Genomic DNA, 15871 nt, shown 5'->3' with positions numbered 1-15871 from the left:
TTTTTTTAATTAAAATTTACCAGCAGTTTTCTCCCTCACCTATAGGAATGCATACATCAGCTTTTTTGGCTTTTTCGGCAGCTTTCTGAGCAGCTGCATCTAGCTTCCCATCTTCGTCTGCCTCTTGATCCGTAGTCCATTCCTTTAGCCCCCCCATATCTCCGTGTCTTTCCCCAGCGATTGAATTGTCTGGAATAATTGCATTCGTTGCTAAAGCTGCTGCTGCTGCAAGAAATATTCCAATAGGAGTTTTACTAGGCATGCAAGGTCTCTTTTGTCCATATTTTGATACGCCGCACTTGCTAATGAAAGTTCTTTTTTTACTTTTCACTGTATAAAGTGATCAATTTAGTCACCTAATCTTCTTAGCAAATTGCTATAAGCCTGAAAAATTAAATCTAATTCATCTGATCTACCATGCTTGGATAACAATCGTTTCGCTCCAGCATCAAGTCCAAATAAAAAGTTTCTATCTTCATTGCTTTGAACATAGCTTTGAATCCAACCTACACATACATAACGTTCTCCTTCTTTGATTTCAGCAACAGAATGGAGTTGTGTGCTCGGGTAAATTATTATTTCACCAGCAGATAGTTTTATGTTTTCTGTTTTATTAAATTTCTGAATGCATAATTCACCACCTTTATAATCTTTTGCGTCGTTTAAAAATAATGTAAAAGATAAATCGCTTCTTCCAGATGGCATATAAGGATTATCAATGTGAATACCATAGCCATGTCCAGCAAGGGACTTAGTAAGCATGAGGCCATGGATAAGACTAGGTAATGTAAAACTTTTAAGAAGAGGATTTGATATGATTTTATTAGAAATAATATCTCTCAGTTCAATAGAAAGCTCCGAATTTCTATCTAATTGAAAATTATTTTTAATTTTAGCTGCATAGCTTCCTGCAGTTTTTTTGCCATCTTGCCAAGAATTTTTCTCGGCCTTTAATTTTTTGACTATTTGTTGTGCCTCTGATTTATCAATTAAAGAATGAGTTAAATATTCCATATTAGTATTTAGATTATATGTTTATAATAAAGTATAAATATGATATCAATTTATACTTAAATACGTATAAAAGTTGCGAAGCCAAATTTAGCTCTTCCTTCTTGTCTAGTCTATAAAGATATTAATCCTTTACTCATATAGATTAATGAATTTAATTAAGAGTATTTTTACTTCTGTAATAGCGAGTTCACTTTTAGTTTCTTCTGGTTTTAATAATGTAAAAGCATCTGAAAGAGAAGTAAGGATCTATTCAGGTAGGCATTACAACACTGATAAGCAGATATACAAGAAATTCAATGAAGAAACTGGCATAAAAATTCGATTAATTGAGGCTACAGGTATTTCTTTAGTTGAAAGATTGAAGAGAGAAGGGGCAAAATCTAAAGCAGATGTAATTCTTCTTGTTGATGCTGCAAGAATTAGCAATGCAGCAAAAAGTGGACTTTTACAGCCATATAGATCTTCTAAATTAGATGCAAATGTTCCAGTGGAATATAGAGATCCCCAGGCAAGATGGTATGCCCTGACTAGAAGAGTAAGAGTTATGGTCGCTAATCCTAAAAAAGTCGATATAAATTCAATTAAAGATTATTCAGATCTTGCTAATCCTTCATTACAGGGACTTGTTTGCGTGAGAAAAAGAAGCAGTCCATATAATCAATCTTTAGTAGCTAATCAAATAGTTAATAGAGGAGAAGCAAAAACTAAAGAATGGCTAAAGGGGTTGATTTCAAATGTTTCGCAACCTTTTTTCCCTGGAGATATAGGGGTCATTAGAGCTGTTGCTCAGGGTAAATGTGGGGTTGGTATTGTCAATCATTATTATGTTTCAAGAATGCTTGCTGGAGTTAATGGTAAAAAAGATAAAAATTTGGCTAAAAAAGTAAAAGTTCTTACTCCTAATCCTGCACATGTGAATGTAAGCGCAGGTGGAATTGCTAAATATTCCGAAAATAAAGAAGAGGCTATTCAGCTGCTGGAGTATTTAGCTTCTCCTACTGGGAGTATGGGGTTAGCGGGTCCAACATATGAACATCCTTTAGTCGGTTTCAACACAATGCAAGAAGTTAAACAATTTGGCGAATTCTCTCCAGACAATGTGACCATTGATCAATTAGGCGCAAATAATAAAAAAGCAATCAGGCTTATGAGAAAAGCTGGATGGAATTAAAAAATTAAAAACTAATTTTTTAATTCTGTTAATTACTAGGGTTTATAGAATATTGCTTTAAAATTTTTTAGAAAGGAGAGGTGGCTGAGTGGTCGAAAGCGAACGACTCGAAATCGTTTGATAGGTAAAACTATCCGTGGGTTCGAATCCCACCCTCTCCGCTTTCTATGACGAAATGGGTTGCCATGAGTTGACAGTAAGTGCCATAAAGTGAAACTTTCTAGCGACTTTAACGAAAAATTAACTAACTAACTAGTTAAAAGATGATGCCACAAAACTCGATGAAATTTCATGCACTAGAATTAGTTTCTAGGAATAAAATATATTTAAATCCAACAGATTTTATTAGATGAGAATAATAGAAGTTTTCTTTTAGCAATAACACTTCTTTCATTTCTTCCCTAGTTTATTGCTTGATTTGGCAAGATTTTAAGATGCAGTTTACCTGGATAAATAATATTTTATTAAGTTTTACCAAAACTTAGACTATGCAAACTATATTTACTATGTTTAAAATTTTATCATGTCAAATCTTACGCGAGTAAAGACTATTGCAAAGAATAGACTTGAGAAATTAACTTCTAGAGAAAAAATTTATCTAGGTATTATCTTATTACTTTTTCTATTTCAGTTTGTTTTAAGAGAGGGATATGATTTTACTCTTAATACAAATCCCTATTATATCTCTATATTTTCATTGATTGGTTTAGTTACAGCATGGATAAGAAGAAGCAAATCTAGAAAGGAAATCAATGATAAATCCTTGAGGAGTATTATTTTTAATGATTATAATTTATCTTCGTATGCCTCTTTATCAATATTGTCTCTACTTTATGCAATCTTTCAAGGTATATTTTCAGGCGCTAGTTTAGGGTTTATTTCGTTTGCATTAGGTAGTTTATTTCGTGGTGCTGATGTAATTGCTTCAAATATTGGTTACTTCTTTAGTTGTTTACTTCTCATTGTGATAACAAGAGTTTTAATAGAAGGCACTTCTCTTATCTTTCGGGTCGCTGAAGATATATCTAAAGCAGTTAATAAATAGATTATGAACTTTAGACCTGTTTTTGTTTGAGTGACCGATGCTTTTTAGATAGAGCGGTTTAAAAATGCTCTTAATTAAAAAAGTGAAAGTGTCCCATGGAAAAATGCAAAAACGATCTCATTTGTAGTTCCATATCCTGACATGTCCTGCTAAATGGACATCCACCCTCTCCTTATTTTTAACGAGCCAGACCTGAATAAAAACATGGTTCTCAGTTTCGCTTGAAGAAGAAATATCTGTACTTTCGAAATCAAAAGTGACTTCACTCATAAATTGCGATGAAAGTGCAATTTGATGGAACTTTTTTCCAACTATGTGCAGTAAGTCTCTTCTCCCATCCACAACTTCATCCGCTGAAAAGTATTTTGTAGTATTAGAAGAATAGTTTTCAATATGATTAAACAATTTATGAGTTTTGTTTACTTGCTCTATTTCAATAATTTTAGGTATTAAATTATACTTACTATTTATTTTAAATCAACCAACCAATTTGCATAAAGTTGATACCCTTCGCAATTGGAATGAATATCTCTTAAGGAGTAACTTGCATTTGTAATTTTATTAGAAATAAAAGGTTCATATCCATCATGGATTTCATTAATTTAGTAACCTCATCCCAACTAATTGTTTGGTTACTTTTTTGTATGACTAATACTTTCAGTCTTTTGTTTTCCAATAACTTGTTCTAGGGAAGTTCATTCTCCCCTCAAATCTTTTTGAATTAAGAGGATATTTTTCGACTATTAAATAAAGATCTTTTCCATCCATCGGAATTAGTTGCCTTTTCTCTGATGGTTTTCTTGTTTTGATCTTTGCGTTGGAGAGAGTCATGACAATTTAACTCCCTTAGACCAATTACCTTCCATCCACATAACAACTTAATCTTTCTAGTATCCAACTCTGCGTTGTGAGATTTTTTATCTTGGTGGAAAGGCACCTTTTGGTTTTTCTCTATTAATTGTTGAACGTGATAATCCGATCGAGGTCGAGACCTGTTGAATAGTCAAAAAATACCTATCCATGACACCTTTAGATAAAGGTGTTTTCATGATCAATTAATTACAAATAAAAGTTGATTCCTTTCTTTTACCGAAGGTCTATTTTGTTGTATTAAACTTCTTTTGATGCATAATATTATATACCAAAAGTAATGTCGCATTAATGGTTGGACTGGTTCTATTCATGATGTTTTCAAGGGTTAGTAAGTAAAAAGAATTAAATGTTTTTGTGATTTTTCGCGATATATCCGTAAAGTCCTATTCATAGGTGTTTAGGACTATCCTTTAAGTATTAAGTCTGCGGATACCCTCTTGGTATTCTTTTAGTACTAAGAAGTACGATAACTTATTATCATTATTGCTAATTGTGAGAATAAAAAAAAGTATTGATTTTTTTATAATAAAATAAATCAATATTGATAAATTATTGTTTAATATGAATTACTTGTTTTCTTCTATATCTAGGCTTGGAGGTTATTTTTTACTTAAATCAACGATTATTATATTTGGTGTCATTCCAATACTTGGTGGATGTCACGCAAGCACCACACATAAGTTAAATGTAACAACTGAATTTCGTGGAATTGGTAATGTAGATACAAGATTGGATGTATATCGAAATCCTTTGCTTGAAAAATGCTGGGAAATTTCAATTTCCCAAGAAGATTTAAATCAAATAAAAGCTGAAGGAGGATCTATTATTAGTAATAAAGACTGGAAGGAAATGATAGAATTTCTCCCTACACATAAAAAGAAATGGGCAAAAAGAACATATTCTGAACTTTCTGAATATAGAGATATTTATTCCAAGGCAGAATGTATAGGCAAGACATATAATCTAAGATTATCCGATGAATTAGTAAAAAAATATATAAAGGATATTAAAGAAAATGAATAATCCTATTTAATATTTAGTATTTGATTCTTAGGGGGATTAATAACGATTTCAATTAAGATGCTATACTAAATAGCTTTAGTATACATTTATTAAATGAAGATGAAAATTAATAAGATAGCATCTCTTTTTTTATCATCAGGAATTGGTGTTACTAGCTTACTTCATTCTAGTTATGCAGGTACTCATGCCGCAGTATGTTCTTTTTATACAAACTATCAACCTTGCAGGATAACAATTTCTAATACTCATATAGAGGGGAACCTCCCTACTGACTATCTTTATGTGGATGAAAGCAATTTTTTAGATCTTAATGTTTATGAGGATTTATCGAAGTCTTCTAATTTAGTTGTTGGGACTGTAACAACATTACTTCTTGGACCTATTGGATTATTGGGCTTTCTAGTTAAAAAGAAATCGGGGACTGTGGATTATGGAGTTTCATTTGAAAATGATAGAGGAAGAAAGAAAACTGCATTTATTAGATTTAAGAACATGAAAGCAGCTGGTGAAATGGCCAAAGAATTGCCTGAGCTTTTAAGAAATATCGCTGGAGAAGAATTACGCAATCCAGACAACCTTTATTGATTTGAGTTTAAAATTTGAGCAAGAAATATTTCTAGTTAATCTATAAGATATATAGATATGCTAATGTCTCAAACCATTAATTAAGAAAAAATTAGATGAAAAAAGTGCTATCAAAATTAGCAATTGCTGGATTTATTCTTATAAGTACTGCTTGTTCAGGTGGAGGAGGTGATACTAGTAAAAAGGTCACGGATCCATGTAGAGATGACGCTTCTGAGCAAATAGGAAAAGTAGAGGAATATCAAAATGAAGAAAATGAAACCTTGAGAGGTATTAGGACCCATACAAAAAGAAAGGTTGTCTTGATGCCAGTTTCAGCAGCTGGTGGCGGTGGTGGTGGATTCTCTAACCCCATGATGATGGGCGGCGGCGGTGGGGCAGCTTTAGCACCATTCGCAACTGAAATAATGAATCAGGCTTTTCTTAATGAAGGTATCAAAACTGTTGCTTGGTTCAAGGTCTCTAAAGAATTGAAAAGGGTTTTAGGACAGGGAGCAGATAACTCTTCACCTTATGCCCAGCAAATGCAACAAATGCAGATGATGCAAGGAGGAGGAGGTCAGTCTTTAGTTAATGACAACAATTTAAATGAGTTGATTGATACTGCAAGGAATTTAGGCGCCTGTTATGTTGTAAGGCCAGTGATTTTGAAAGCTTCTAATACAAAAGATTCTAAAAGTAGTGGTAATGCCCTAGGGGTGGCTCTTGGCGTTTCAAGAATGAATACTACTACAAATAGTAATGCAGAAGTTGACATAAAAATATCAATAATTAGTACAAGAGAAGAATTAGATAATCCAATAATTGCTATAAAAACATTCTCTGGAAGAAGCGTTCAAGTAAGTAAAGAGCGTGCAAATGTATTAGATGGAATTACTGGAGGAGCAGCCTTTGGAGGTGGCTCTAACACTAATCAAACTAAAATTGCCTTTTACGATACTATCGATAAAATTGTTGAATTTTTAGAAGATAAAATGATTTAATTTGCATTTTATTCAAATCTTTCAAAATTACTTAATTAATACCATGAATCTAAGAATTCTTTTTATTAGTCTAATTGCATCTCTAGGTATATTGATTCCACAAGCTAAATCAGCAGAAGAGTTCTTAGATCTTCAATGCTTGTCAGATATAAATACAAAATATCCTTGCAATGTAAGTTTTTATAGGAAATTTATGAAGTTAAACTTCCCTCGAACTGGAAGATCTAATAAGATTCGTTTTAGAGATATTAAACATTGGAATTATTCAGATTCAAGCTTGAGAAAAATGGATGTTGATCTAGCATCAAGGATAGGCATTATTGGCTTATTATTTAAAAAGGTTGAACATCAACATGTTTTTACTATTATTTATAATGATGAATTTGGTGATAGAAAAGTTGCAATACTTGACTTTGATCAAAAACAATATGTTTTACCAATTAAAGCAGCTTTGTCTGAAGTAACAGAATTAAGATAGATTTTGATTGAATTTTATTTATTTAATCTATTCCAATAGATCATGTTAGAAAGAGAAAAGTTAATTAATTTGAAGTTCTTATTAGCTTTAATAATTTCTATTGTTAATGGTTTTGTTGACATTCCAGCTAAAGCTGATGAATATGAAGCTATTTGTAATTCAAGAGAATGCATTGTGAAGGTAAAGGAGGGTTTAATTAGTACTCCTTATGGCTCAATAAAGTCTTCAAGAATGACTAGTTGGCCATTGGTTGTTGAAACTCAACCTAGAATGCTTGGCTTCTTAGGTGAGAAAGATAAATATACTTTTAATCTAAATGGTTATGATCAAGATGGTAAAAAAAAATCACTTAATATTCAGTTCATTAATGATAAACCTGCAAAGAAATTCATAAGAAATATTGAGACTGTTTCAGGTCTAGGCTTAGGTCAGAGACGATCCGCAAAAGAAATTAGAGAAAATGAAACACTAGATAAAATAAGAAATACAAATATAAAAGTAGATAATTCAAAAATTAGTGAATGTATTTCTGAAGTAGGTGCAAGTAGAAAATCTAAGATTTCACTAGAAATATTTAAAGAGAAGGAATATCTTAAAAACTTTTTTAACAACTCAAATGCATATGCAGTCTTCCCAGATGTTGTAAAGGGCGGTATGGGAGTGGGAGGTGCACGGGGTGGAGGCGAAGTTTTTCAAAATTGTAAAGCTATAGGATCAACAACAATGACACAACTTTCAGTGGGTTTTCAACTTGGTGGACAAGCTTTTAGTCAAATTATTTTTTTTCAAAATCAAAAAGATACAGATAGGTTTACTCAGGGCAATTTTGAATTTGGTGCAGCAGCTAGCGCTGCTCTTCTTAATGAGGGGGCTTCTGCTGAAGCCGCTTACAGCGATGGTGTTGTAGTGTTTACACTTTCAAAAGGAGGTTTAATGTATGAGGCAAGCATCGGTGGCCAAAAATTTAGCTTTTCTCCATATGAAAAATAATCATATATTTGTTTCGAGGGGTATTTAAGTGGTAAAAGCTATACATCAAAAACTTAGTTATTATTAGCTTTTACATCTTCATTGAGTTTTCCATTCTCTATTCTTTCTCTCTTAGTTGTTAAGTCCTGTTAAATATTTTTTTGAATGCCTTTAAATCAATTCATTCATCATGCTTACAATGAAGAGGAGGAAAAATAATATGAAAAGCTTTGATGAGTCTTCATTTTTTTATAATGAAGCAATTAACTTAATTAATTTAGATGATTACGATGGTGCTATTAATTTTATTAAAAAGAATATTAATATCTTGGTAAATCCTGCTGATATTGCTTTGGCCTATCTAAGTTGTGGTTTTTTGAATGATAAATTAGGAGATAATATTTCAGCTATAGCTGATTTTTCAAAAACAATTTCTCTTGAAGATGGCATAGAGGTCATTGATTTTAGATCTAAAGATGTATCATTAAGTGGTAGAAGTAATTCGAGATATAAAAATGGAGATTTTGAAGGAGCGATTGAAGATAAAAGGAAAGCAAAAAAAATTAGATTATTTGAAATATATAAACACAAAGAACTAAATAGTAACAAAATAGATTATAAAAATATTTTGTTAGGTACTTTTCTTGAGAAAGACCTAGAGCTTAAATATAGGATATTGATTAAAGTTTCTAGAATTGAAAAAAATAAATATGATTTAATTTCTGATTATAAAAAAGTAATTAGTGATAAAAAGAAAGAAGAGGTTATAAAGAAATTAGAATCATTGAGTGAATTAAAGTATAAAGCTGGAGACTTTAAAGCAGCTATTAGAGCTATAAGAAGGGCAGAGAAATATTATTGATTATGAAATCAATTAGATAAATCTCCTAATTATTTTTACCAATATGGATCGCTAAAGAATTCAACTGTAAGTTCTTTTTTATCTGGAACAGTAGAGATACATGCTCGTATTACTTCTCCATTTACTTCTATTTCACATGCTCCGCAGCTCCCTCCTAGGCATCCAGTAGGTATTTCGATATGGGCATCATATGCAGCTTTTAACCATTCGACTCCAGGGAAACAGTTGCTTGATTTCTTGTTTGGCCAGTGTATATTTACTTTTTTCATATTTTAATTAATGCATCTATATTTATATTTTCTTCGAAAGAATCTGATAGTAAATCTAATAATTTTTCTCTCTTATCGTTATTATTTACTCCCTTAAGATTCAATTTTTCTAATCCTTTTTTTTCTCTTACTTTATTTATCCATTCTCGCCTCCATTCCTCATTCTCAAAAATTCCATGTAAATACGTTCCTCCTATAAAACTTTTATCTTTTTTTTCAAGAACCCATCCTAATGAATTGTTTTTAAATATAGAAATAATTTTGGGATTTTTACTATCTATTAAATGACTTTCCCCATAATGCATCTCAAACCCCTCAATACTTTTTGTCTTTGGCCATGAAGCTATCTCTTCCCTTTGGGCTGTGTGCTTAATATTTCCAAAAGTTGTTTTTATTGAAAGAAGATTCATGCCGATATACGAAAATGAATTCAAATTATTATTACTTTCTTGCCTATTTGGATCCTCCAATGATTTCCCTAGCATTTGTAAACCTCCGCAAATCCCAAAAATATTTCCTCCGTTGTTGGCATAATCTTTTATTTGATTGCTAAGACCAGTTTTTTTCAGACTCTCTAAATCTTTTATCGTTTGCTTGCTTCCTGGAATTATTAATACATCTGGTGTTCCTAGATTTTGACCGGGCTCTACCCATCTCATTTGAATAGTTGACTCGCTAAATAAAGGATCTAGATCAGAGAAATTACTAATTCTAGGTAGTTTTATTATTGCTATTTCTATTTCTGCACTTTGATTGATTTGTTGTCTTTCCAGTAGATCTAGCGAATCTTCTGGTGGAAAGATCTCTTTTAGCCAAGGTAATATGCCTAAAACAGGAATACCTGTTTCCTTTTCTATCCATGTAACGCCTGTTTCAAATAATGCTTTATCGCCTCTGAACCGATTAATAATTATTCCTTTAATCAAACTTTTCTCTTCAGGTTTCATTAATGCAATAGTGCCAATTATTTGAGCAAAAACTCCGCCTCTTTCAATATCAGCTACTAAAATACAGTTTGCTCTTAAGAATTTTGCTAACTTTAAATTTGTTAAATCTTTATGTTGTAAATTTACCTCCACTGGACTTCCAGCTCCTTCAAGAATAAGCCTTCCATCTTTATTATTTAATAATTCTGTCAAGCCTTTTTTAATGGCTTCCCATCCTGAATTAAACCAATCTTCGTAATAATTTATAGCTTGAGTAGTCCCTACACTTTTACCAAGATGAATTACTTCACTTGTACAATCTCCCTTTGGTTTAAGAAGTACAGGATTCATTTCTGCACTAGGCTCTAGTCCTGCAGACCAAGCTTGAAGAGCTTGAGAATATGCCATCTCTCTTCCCTGTGAATCAACCCATGCATTGTTGCTCATATTTTGTCCTTTAAAGGGTATTGGCTTTTCTCCTTTTCTTTTTAAATATCTACAAATAGCAGTAGCTATAAGTGTTTTGCCTGCCCCACTTGAGGTTCCTAAAATCATTAAGGGAGTATGTTTGAAATCTAAGTTCATCTTGGTAATAGTTTGAATTTTATGCATGTAATTAATTTCTTTATAAATGTTGTTTTTTGTTTGAATAAATCTGAACTACTCTCTAGAACTTGTCTTCCTATTGGTGTAATACGAACTTTTGCAGTAAGTCCTTGACCGTCAACTTCTCTTCGCAAAACGCCTATTTTGATTAATTTAAGAAATTCATTTTCTATAAATAAGGAACTACTTATAAACATAAATTCTTCATTCAGATATTTAGACTTCTTCTGAAAAACATTCTCAGCACTGAGGCTATCCTCTAAAAGAGTTTGGAAAAAGAATAAGTTGAAGGAACAATTTCTTATCCCTTGCTTTGCTCTTCTAAAGATTTTTTGGTCAATCAGCAACATTGAATTAAATAGATTTATTTTTAATACTTAGAATCAATATTGATCTTAAATATTAAAAAAATTTAGTTTTGTATGTTTGTGCTTGCCTCTGCATCCAAAGGACGTCAAAAGCTACTTAATCAAATAGCTTTGACGCATAAAGTCATTGTAAGTGATTTTGATGAGACAAAGGTTCAGGAATCAGATCCATGCATAAAGGTCAAATTAATAGCTAAGGGTAAAGGTGATAGTGCCTTGAAAAAGTTGAAAAAAGGAAATCAACCCCTAAATGCTTTCCAAGCTTTAATAGCTTGTGATTCTTTGTTTGAGTTTGAGGGGGAAATTTTCGGTAAGCCAAAAAATAAAGAGCAATTGATATCAAGATGGCAAAGAATGTCTGGTAATTTCGGATTTTTGCATACAGGTCATTATTTAATATCAATAGATAATTTAGAAATTGATATTAGAAGCAGCTCACTAAATAAATCCTTTGATGGGGTTGTAACCACAAAAATTGAATTTATGTCTTTATCGAATACTGAGATAACAAAGTATGCTTCAATTCCTGAACCATACAATTGTGCTGGAGGCTTTGCTATCGAAGGTATTGGTGGAAAATTTATAAAAAAAATAGATGGATGTTTTAGTAATGTTATTGGGCTGAGTTTGCCTTGGTTGAAAATTAATTCTGAAAAATTGGGTTTATCTGATTTACTTATAGATAACTAATTAACTATTTAAAAAAGAATATATATTTAATGGCATAAAAAAAAGCCCTCATAGTAGAGGGCTCTTTTTATATAAGACGGATCTAATCTAGATCAGGCATTGAAAGAGCAGGCTCTTGTGAACGACTGATACCTTTTTCAAATCCAGCTGCAGCGGCTCTAGCGCGACCAGCATGCCAAAGATGACCTACAAAAGTAAACCAACCAAGGAAGAACTGAGCACCAGCAAGCCACTGACGCAAGTTAACAAAGTTAACAGCATTTGGCTCAGTAATGATTCCACCAACTGAGTTGATAGAAGCGTTAGGAGCATGAGTCATGTATTCAGCAGCACGACGAACTTGCCAAGGCTGAATATCATTTTGAATTTTGTCGAGACTTAATCCATTAGGACCTCTAAGAGGTTCTAACCATGGACCTCGGAAATCCCAAAAACGCATGGTTTCTCCACCAAAGATGATTTCACCTGTTGGAGAGCGCATCAAGTACTTACCTAATCCAGTTGGTCCCATAGTTGATCCTACATTTGCACCAATTCGTTGGTCACGAACTAGGAATGTGAAACTCTGAGCCTGAGAGGCTTCAGCGTTTGTTGGACCATAAAACTCAGATGGATATGCAGTGTTATTGAACCAGATGAAACAAGAAGCAATGAAACTTGCTACACAGATTCCACCAAGTGCATAACTAAGAAGACCTTCACCATTCCAGATAAAGGCTCTTCTTGCCCATCCATAAGGTCCAGTAAGGACATGGAATATACCACCAATTATTTCTATAACAGCTAGGTAAACATGTCCTCCGACAATATCTTCCATTGAGTTGACACCAACGATCCAACCCTGACCACCCCAAGGGGTTGAAACTAGATATCCAAAAATAACTCTTGGATCGAGAGTTGGGTTGATCAGCCTAACTTCTCCTCCGCCAGGAGCCCAAGTGTCGTATGCACCACCTAAGTACATCCAGTTAAGTGAAAATAGAAGAGATCCAATACCCAATACAATCAAATGGAAACCAAGAATATTGGTCATTTGATTTTTGTCTCTCCAGTCAGTAGAGAAAAATGGGAAAGCTTCTTCAAGTTTCTCTGGGCCAGCTAAAGAGTGGAAAACCCCTCCAAAGCCTAGGATTCCAGATGCAACAAGGTGAATAACACCTGCGATGAAGAATGGCCAAACATCTGTAACTTCTCCGCCTGGACCAATGCCGTATCCAAACATGGCTACATGAGGCATACAAATTAAGCCTTGCTCCCACATGGGTTTATCCATGGTGAAGTGACTTACTTCGAAAAGCATCATTGCGCCTGCCCAGAACACCATTAGTCCTGCGTGTGCAATGTGAGCACCTAATAATCTTCCTGAAAGATTGATTAGCCTTGCATTTCCTACATACCAGGCGTAACCAGTCTCTTCAAGACTTTGATTAGGGGCTTTAAGTAAGCTATTAAAGGGCGTTTCCACGTGGGAGTACCTCCTCAGGGAATACAAAGTTTTCGTGTGGTTGGTCTACAGAAGACATCCATGCACGCATACCTTCATTAAGAAGGATGTTTTTGGTGTAGAAAGTTTCGAATTCAGGATCTTCAGCAGCTCTGATTTCTTGGCTAACGAAGTCGTAAGCACGAAGGTTTAGAGCTAATCCAACAATTCCTATTGATGCAGCCCACATACCTGTTACTGGTACGAAGAGCATCAAAAAGTGAAGGAAACGCTTATTAGAGAATGCAATACCGAATATCTGACTCCAGAAACGGTTTGCAGTAATGAATGAGTAAGTCTCTTCTTCTTGAACAGGGTCGAAACCTCTAAAAGTTGTACTCTGATTTTTACCGTCGGAGTAAACACTTGAGTCTTCGTAAAGAGTGTTCTGAACTGTTGCGCCATGAATAGCACAAAGTAGAGCTCCCCCTAGAATCCCAGCTACTCCCATCATATGAAATGGATTAAGAGTAATGTTGTGGAATCCTTGAATAAAGAGAATGAAACGGAATATTGCTGCAACTCCAAAAGAAGGAGCGAAGAACCAACTGTGCTGACCTAAGGGATAAATAAGGAAGCAAGCAGTAAATACTGCAATAACTGCTGAGAAAGCTAGTGCGTTATAAGGACGGATACCAACTAGTCTTGCAATTTCGAACTGACGAAGCATAAAGCCGATAAGACTGAATGCACCGTGAAGAGCAACGAAATTCCATAGGCCACCAAGTTGGAACCAACGTGTTAAATCGCCCTGAGCTTCTGGTCCCCAAAGGAAAAGAAGACTGTGACCCATGGCATCGCCAGGAGTGCTAACAGCAGCAGTGAGGAAATTACATCCCTCAAGGTAAGAACTGGCTACACCATGGGTGTACCAGGAAGAAACGAAGGTTGTACCTGTGAACCATCCACCTATAGCTAGGAAAGCAGTAGGGAAGAGAAGTAAACCAGACCAACCAACAAATACGAATCGGTCGCGCTTTAACCAGTCATCGAGGGCGTCAAACCATCCTCGTTCTGTTGCGCTTCCAACAGCGATCGTCATGGGAGGAGCGTTGCTGAGCTTTTGTATACGTCGGAGACTTTAACAACGATGACGGGGTTTGTGGGTAAATCTTTAACTTGATGAAATCCCTTGTATTGAAATGAGATAAAATAAATTTTTTTTATTGCTAGATAGTAAATGTAAAAAACTTAGTCTCTATAATGTTTTGAAAGGTATGTGGTTCCCGATTTTACGAGCTTATGTCAACTGAATCAAATTTAAGTCAATCAGAAAAACAGTTATCTGATCTGGTTCTAGAACAGGAAATTAAAGGTTCGCGTAAGATTTCGAACTATTTAGTTGCTTCTATGCTGAGTATTGGGGGGGTTGGATTTTTGTTGGCTTCTTTTTCAAGTTATTTCGGTACAGATTTTTTACCGCTGGGTAATCCATCAACTTTAATTTTTGTCCCTCAAGGCTTGGTTATGGGTCTATATGGTGTAGCAGCATTCTTATTAGCCATTTACTTTTGGAGATTAATAAGTATTGATTATGGTTCTGGCGTAAACCGATTCGACAAAAATAAAGGGGTTTTATCTTTATCAAGAAGAGGATTATTGAAAAATATAGAAATTGAGATTCCTATTAATGAAATTAAAGCTGTGAAATTAGAAGTAAGAGAAGGTTTTAATCCAAGAAGAAGGGTTTCTTTGCGAATTAAGGGTAGGAAGGACTTGCCTATTTCTAGAGTTGGATCTCCTAAACCCTTATTGGAGTTAGAAAATGAGGGTGCTGAAATTGCTAGATTTTTAGAGGTTAACCTTGAAGGAGCTTAAAGAGAAAAAAATAATTAAAAAGATATTAAATAATTCAACTTTAAGGAATAAATTATTTCAATCATTTAATATATTCTTATGTGTTAATTCAATACTTATATTTGGCTGTTCTTCTTTGAAGAAAAATGTAGACATAAATATTTGCTCTTCCACAAATAAGCCTTGTTTATCTTCTACTGAATATGTTTTGCTGATTACAAATAAAGGGAATATCAAACTAGAACTTTATGGGAAATTAGCCCCAATAACTGTTGGCAACTTCATTGATTTTGTTGAGAAAGGTGCATATAATAAAACAATATTTAACAGAGTTATTAGAAAACCCTTCCCTTTTATAATTAGAGGTGGGGATAATAGTTTAGTAACAGGTGAAAATAAGTTTATAGATAGTAATACAGGGAAAATAAGATATATTCCTTTGGAAATAAAATTAAAATCAAATAATTTGCCAACCTATGGAAAAGAAATAGAAGTTTCTAGTCAAAAAAATAACATAGAACTAAAGCACAAAAGATATTATCTATCAATGGCGAGATCTGAAAATGTGAATTCTGCTAGTTCACAGTTTTACATATCACTAAAGTCTTTACCAGAACTTGATGGAAGATTTGCTGTATTTGGAAAAGTTATTAGTGGTATGAGTGTTCTTGATTTATTACAAGAAGAAGATTTTATAGTCGAAGCAAAAAAACTATAATTAAAAAAGCA

General features: G+C 33.6%; 21 protein-coding genes and 1 tRNA gene. 12 read left to right on the top strand and 10 right to left on the bottom strand.

Annotation, left to right across the window (positions count from 1 at the left end; all coding sequences use genetic code 11):
* Positions 1-16: 16 nt before the first annotated feature.
* The gene (locus tag DNJ73_RS06745) at positions 17-262 is read right to left on the bottom strand and encodes a hypothetical protein (RefSeq protein WP_158466952.1); all 246 of its coding nucleotides are present in this window, start codon (positions 260-262) and stop codon (positions 17-19) included.
* Positions 263-348: 86 nt separating this feature from the next.
* A complete protein-coding gene (locus tag DNJ73_RS06740) occupies positions 349-1014 on the bottom strand; it encodes a Fe2+-dependent dioxygenase (protein WP_158466951.1) in 666 nt (221 codons plus the stop codon).
* A gap of 145 nt (positions 1015-1159) precedes the next feature.
* On the opposite strand from DNJ73_RS06740, the gene DNJ73_RS06735 reads away from it, so the two are divergent.
* The 3 genes from DNJ73_RS06735 (at position 1160) to DNJ73_RS06725 (ending at position 3230) form a co-directional block, all read left to right on the top strand.
* The gene (locus DNJ73_RS06735) at positions 1160-2185 is read left to right on the top strand and encodes an extracellular solute-binding protein (RefSeq protein WP_158466950.1); all 1026 of its coding nucleotides are present in this window, start codon (positions 1160-1162) and stop codon (positions 2183-2185) included.
* Positions 2186-2259: 74 nt separating this feature from the next.
* Positions 2260-2346 (top strand) — tRNA-Ser (locus DNJ73_RS06730).
* Positions 2347-2708: 362 nt separating this feature from the next.
* Entirely contained in the window at positions 2709-3230 is a 522-nt protein-coding gene (locus DNJ73_RS06725) for a hypothetical protein (protein WP_158466949.1), read from the top strand.
* Positions 3231-3347: 117 nt separating this feature from the next.
* On the opposite strand, the gene DNJ73_RS06720 is transcribed toward DNJ73_RS06725, so the two are convergent.
* The 3 genes from DNJ73_RS06720 to DNJ73_RS10220 form a co-directional block, all read right to left on the bottom strand.
* On the bottom strand, positions 3348-3635 hold the full coding sequence (locus DNJ73_RS06720) for a hypothetical protein (protein WP_158466948.1): 288 nt from the start codon (positions 3633-3635) through the stop codon (positions 3348-3350).
* A gap of 252 nt (positions 3636-3887) precedes the next feature.
* The gene (locus DNJ73_RS10015; RefSeq protein WP_187152613.1) at positions 3888-4061 is read right to left on the bottom strand and encodes a hypothetical protein; all 174 of its coding nucleotides are present in this window, start codon (positions 4059-4061) and stop codon (positions 3888-3890) included.
* Positions 4062-4147: 86 nt separating this feature from the next.
* Entirely contained in the window at positions 4148-4279 is a 132-nt protein-coding gene (locus DNJ73_RS10220) for a hypothetical protein (RefSeq protein ID WP_257473399.1), read from the bottom strand.
* A 385-nt stretch (positions 4280-4664) separates the two neighbouring features.
* Between DNJ73_RS10220 and DNJ73_RS06710 the strand changes: the two genes are divergently transcribed.
* From DNJ73_RS06710 to DNJ73_RS06685, 6 genes are all read left to right on the top strand, one after another.
* The gene (locus DNJ73_RS06710) at positions 4665-5126 is read left to right on the top strand and encodes a hypothetical protein (protein WP_158466946.1); all 462 of its coding nucleotides are present in this window, start codon (positions 4665-4667) and stop codon (positions 5124-5126) included.
* A 99-nt stretch (positions 5127-5225) separates the two neighbouring features.
* Positions 5226-5711 (top strand): hypothetical protein, encoded by a 486-nt coding sequence (locus DNJ73_RS06705; RefSeq protein ID WP_158466945.1) that lies wholly within the window; start codon positions 5226-5228, stop codon positions 5709-5711.
* 95 nt (positions 5712-5806) lie between these two features.
* The gene (locus DNJ73_RS06700) at positions 5807-6694 is read left to right on the top strand and encodes a hypothetical protein (RefSeq protein ID WP_158466944.1); all 888 of its coding nucleotides are present in this window, start codon (positions 5807-5809) and stop codon (positions 6692-6694) included.
* Between the two features lie 43 nt (positions 6695-6737).
* A complete protein-coding gene (locus tag DNJ73_RS06695; protein WP_158466943.1) occupies positions 6738-7172 on the top strand; it encodes a hypothetical protein in 435 nt (144 codons plus the stop codon).
* Between the two features lie 42 nt (positions 7173-7214).
* Positions 7215-8162, top strand: coding sequence for a lipid-binding SYLF domain-containing protein (locus DNJ73_RS06690; RefSeq protein ID WP_257473398.1), 948 nt, complete (start codon positions 7215-7217; stop codon positions 8160-8162).
* A gap of 199 nt (positions 8163-8361) precedes the next feature.
* The gene (locus tag DNJ73_RS06685; protein WP_158466942.1) at positions 8362-9003 is read left to right on the top strand and encodes a hypothetical protein; all 642 of its coding nucleotides are present in this window, start codon (positions 8362-8364) and stop codon (positions 9001-9003) included.
* Between the two features lie 35 nt (positions 9004-9038).
* On the opposite strand, the gene DNJ73_RS06680 is transcribed toward DNJ73_RS06685, so the two are convergent.
* Genes DNJ73_RS06680 through DNJ73_RS06670 form a run of 3 tightly spaced genes read right to left on the bottom strand, consistent with a single transcriptional unit; the run spans position 9039 to position 11154 of the window.
* Positions 9039-9272, bottom strand: a complete 234-nt coding sequence (locus tag DNJ73_RS06680) for a 2Fe-2S iron-sulfur cluster-binding protein (RefSeq protein ID WP_158466941.1) — start codon at positions 9270-9272, stop codon at positions 9039-9041.
* Positions 9269-10783 carry a cobyric acid synthase gene (locus tag DNJ73_RS06675; protein WP_158466940.1) on the bottom strand — a complete coding sequence of 505 codons (1515 nt, stop codon included), beginning with the start codon at positions 10781-10783 and terminating at the stop codon, positions 9269-9271. Before DNJ73_RS06675 ends, DNJ73_RS06680 begins: the two co-directional genes overlap by 4 nt.
* A complete protein-coding gene (locus DNJ73_RS06670) occupies positions 10780-11154 on the bottom strand; it encodes an Npun_F0494 family protein (RefSeq protein WP_158466939.1) in 375 nt (124 codons plus the stop codon). The genes DNJ73_RS06675 and DNJ73_RS06670 overlap by 4 nt, the downstream gene beginning before the upstream one ends.
* Positions 11155-11226: 72 nt before the next feature.
* Here DNJ73_RS06670 and DNJ73_RS06665 point away from each other — a divergent pair, with 72 nt between their 5' ends.
* The gene (locus tag DNJ73_RS06665; RefSeq protein WP_158466938.1) at positions 11227-11862 is read left to right on the top strand and encodes a nucleoside triphosphate pyrophosphatase; all 636 of its coding nucleotides are present in this window, start codon (positions 11227-11229) and stop codon (positions 11860-11862) included.
* 82 nt (positions 11863-11944) lie between these two features.
* Here DNJ73_RS06665 and psbC read toward each other — a convergent pair whose 3' ends face one another.
* Positions 11945-13327, bottom strand: coding sequence for a photosystem II reaction center protein CP43 (gene psbC, locus DNJ73_RS06660; RefSeq protein ID WP_158466937.1), 1383 nt, complete (start codon positions 13325-13327; stop codon positions 11945-11947).
* Positions 13311-14387 (bottom strand): photosystem II D2 protein (photosystem q(a) protein), encoded by a 1077-nt coding sequence (gene psbD, locus DNJ73_RS06655; RefSeq protein WP_158466936.1) that lies wholly within the window; start codon positions 14385-14387, stop codon positions 13311-13313. Before psbD ends, psbC begins: the two co-directional genes overlap by 17 nt.
* Positions 14388-14587: 200 nt before the next feature.
* On the opposite strand from psbD, the gene DNJ73_RS06650 reads away from it, so the two are divergent.
* Positions 14588-15163 carry a photosystem I assembly protein Ycf4 gene (locus tag DNJ73_RS06650; RefSeq protein ID WP_158466935.1) on the top strand — a complete coding sequence of 192 codons (576 nt, stop codon included), beginning with the start codon at positions 14588-14590 and terminating at the stop codon, positions 15161-15163.
* Entirely contained in the window at positions 15150-15860 is a 711-nt protein-coding gene (locus DNJ73_RS06645) for a peptidylprolyl isomerase (protein ID WP_257473397.1), read from the top strand. The genes DNJ73_RS06650 and DNJ73_RS06645 overlap by 14 nt, the downstream gene beginning before the upstream one ends.
* Positions 15861-15871 lie beyond the last annotated feature (11 nt).

The sequence above is a fragment of the Prochlorococcus marinus XMU1408 genome, from assembly GCF_003208055.1.
Classification (GTDB): domain Bacteria; phylum Cyanobacteriota; class Cyanobacteriia; order PCC-6307; family Cyanobiaceae; genus Prochlorococcus_B; species Prochlorococcus_B marinus_A.
This window is presented reverse-complemented; position numbering and strand designations above follow the sequence as displayed.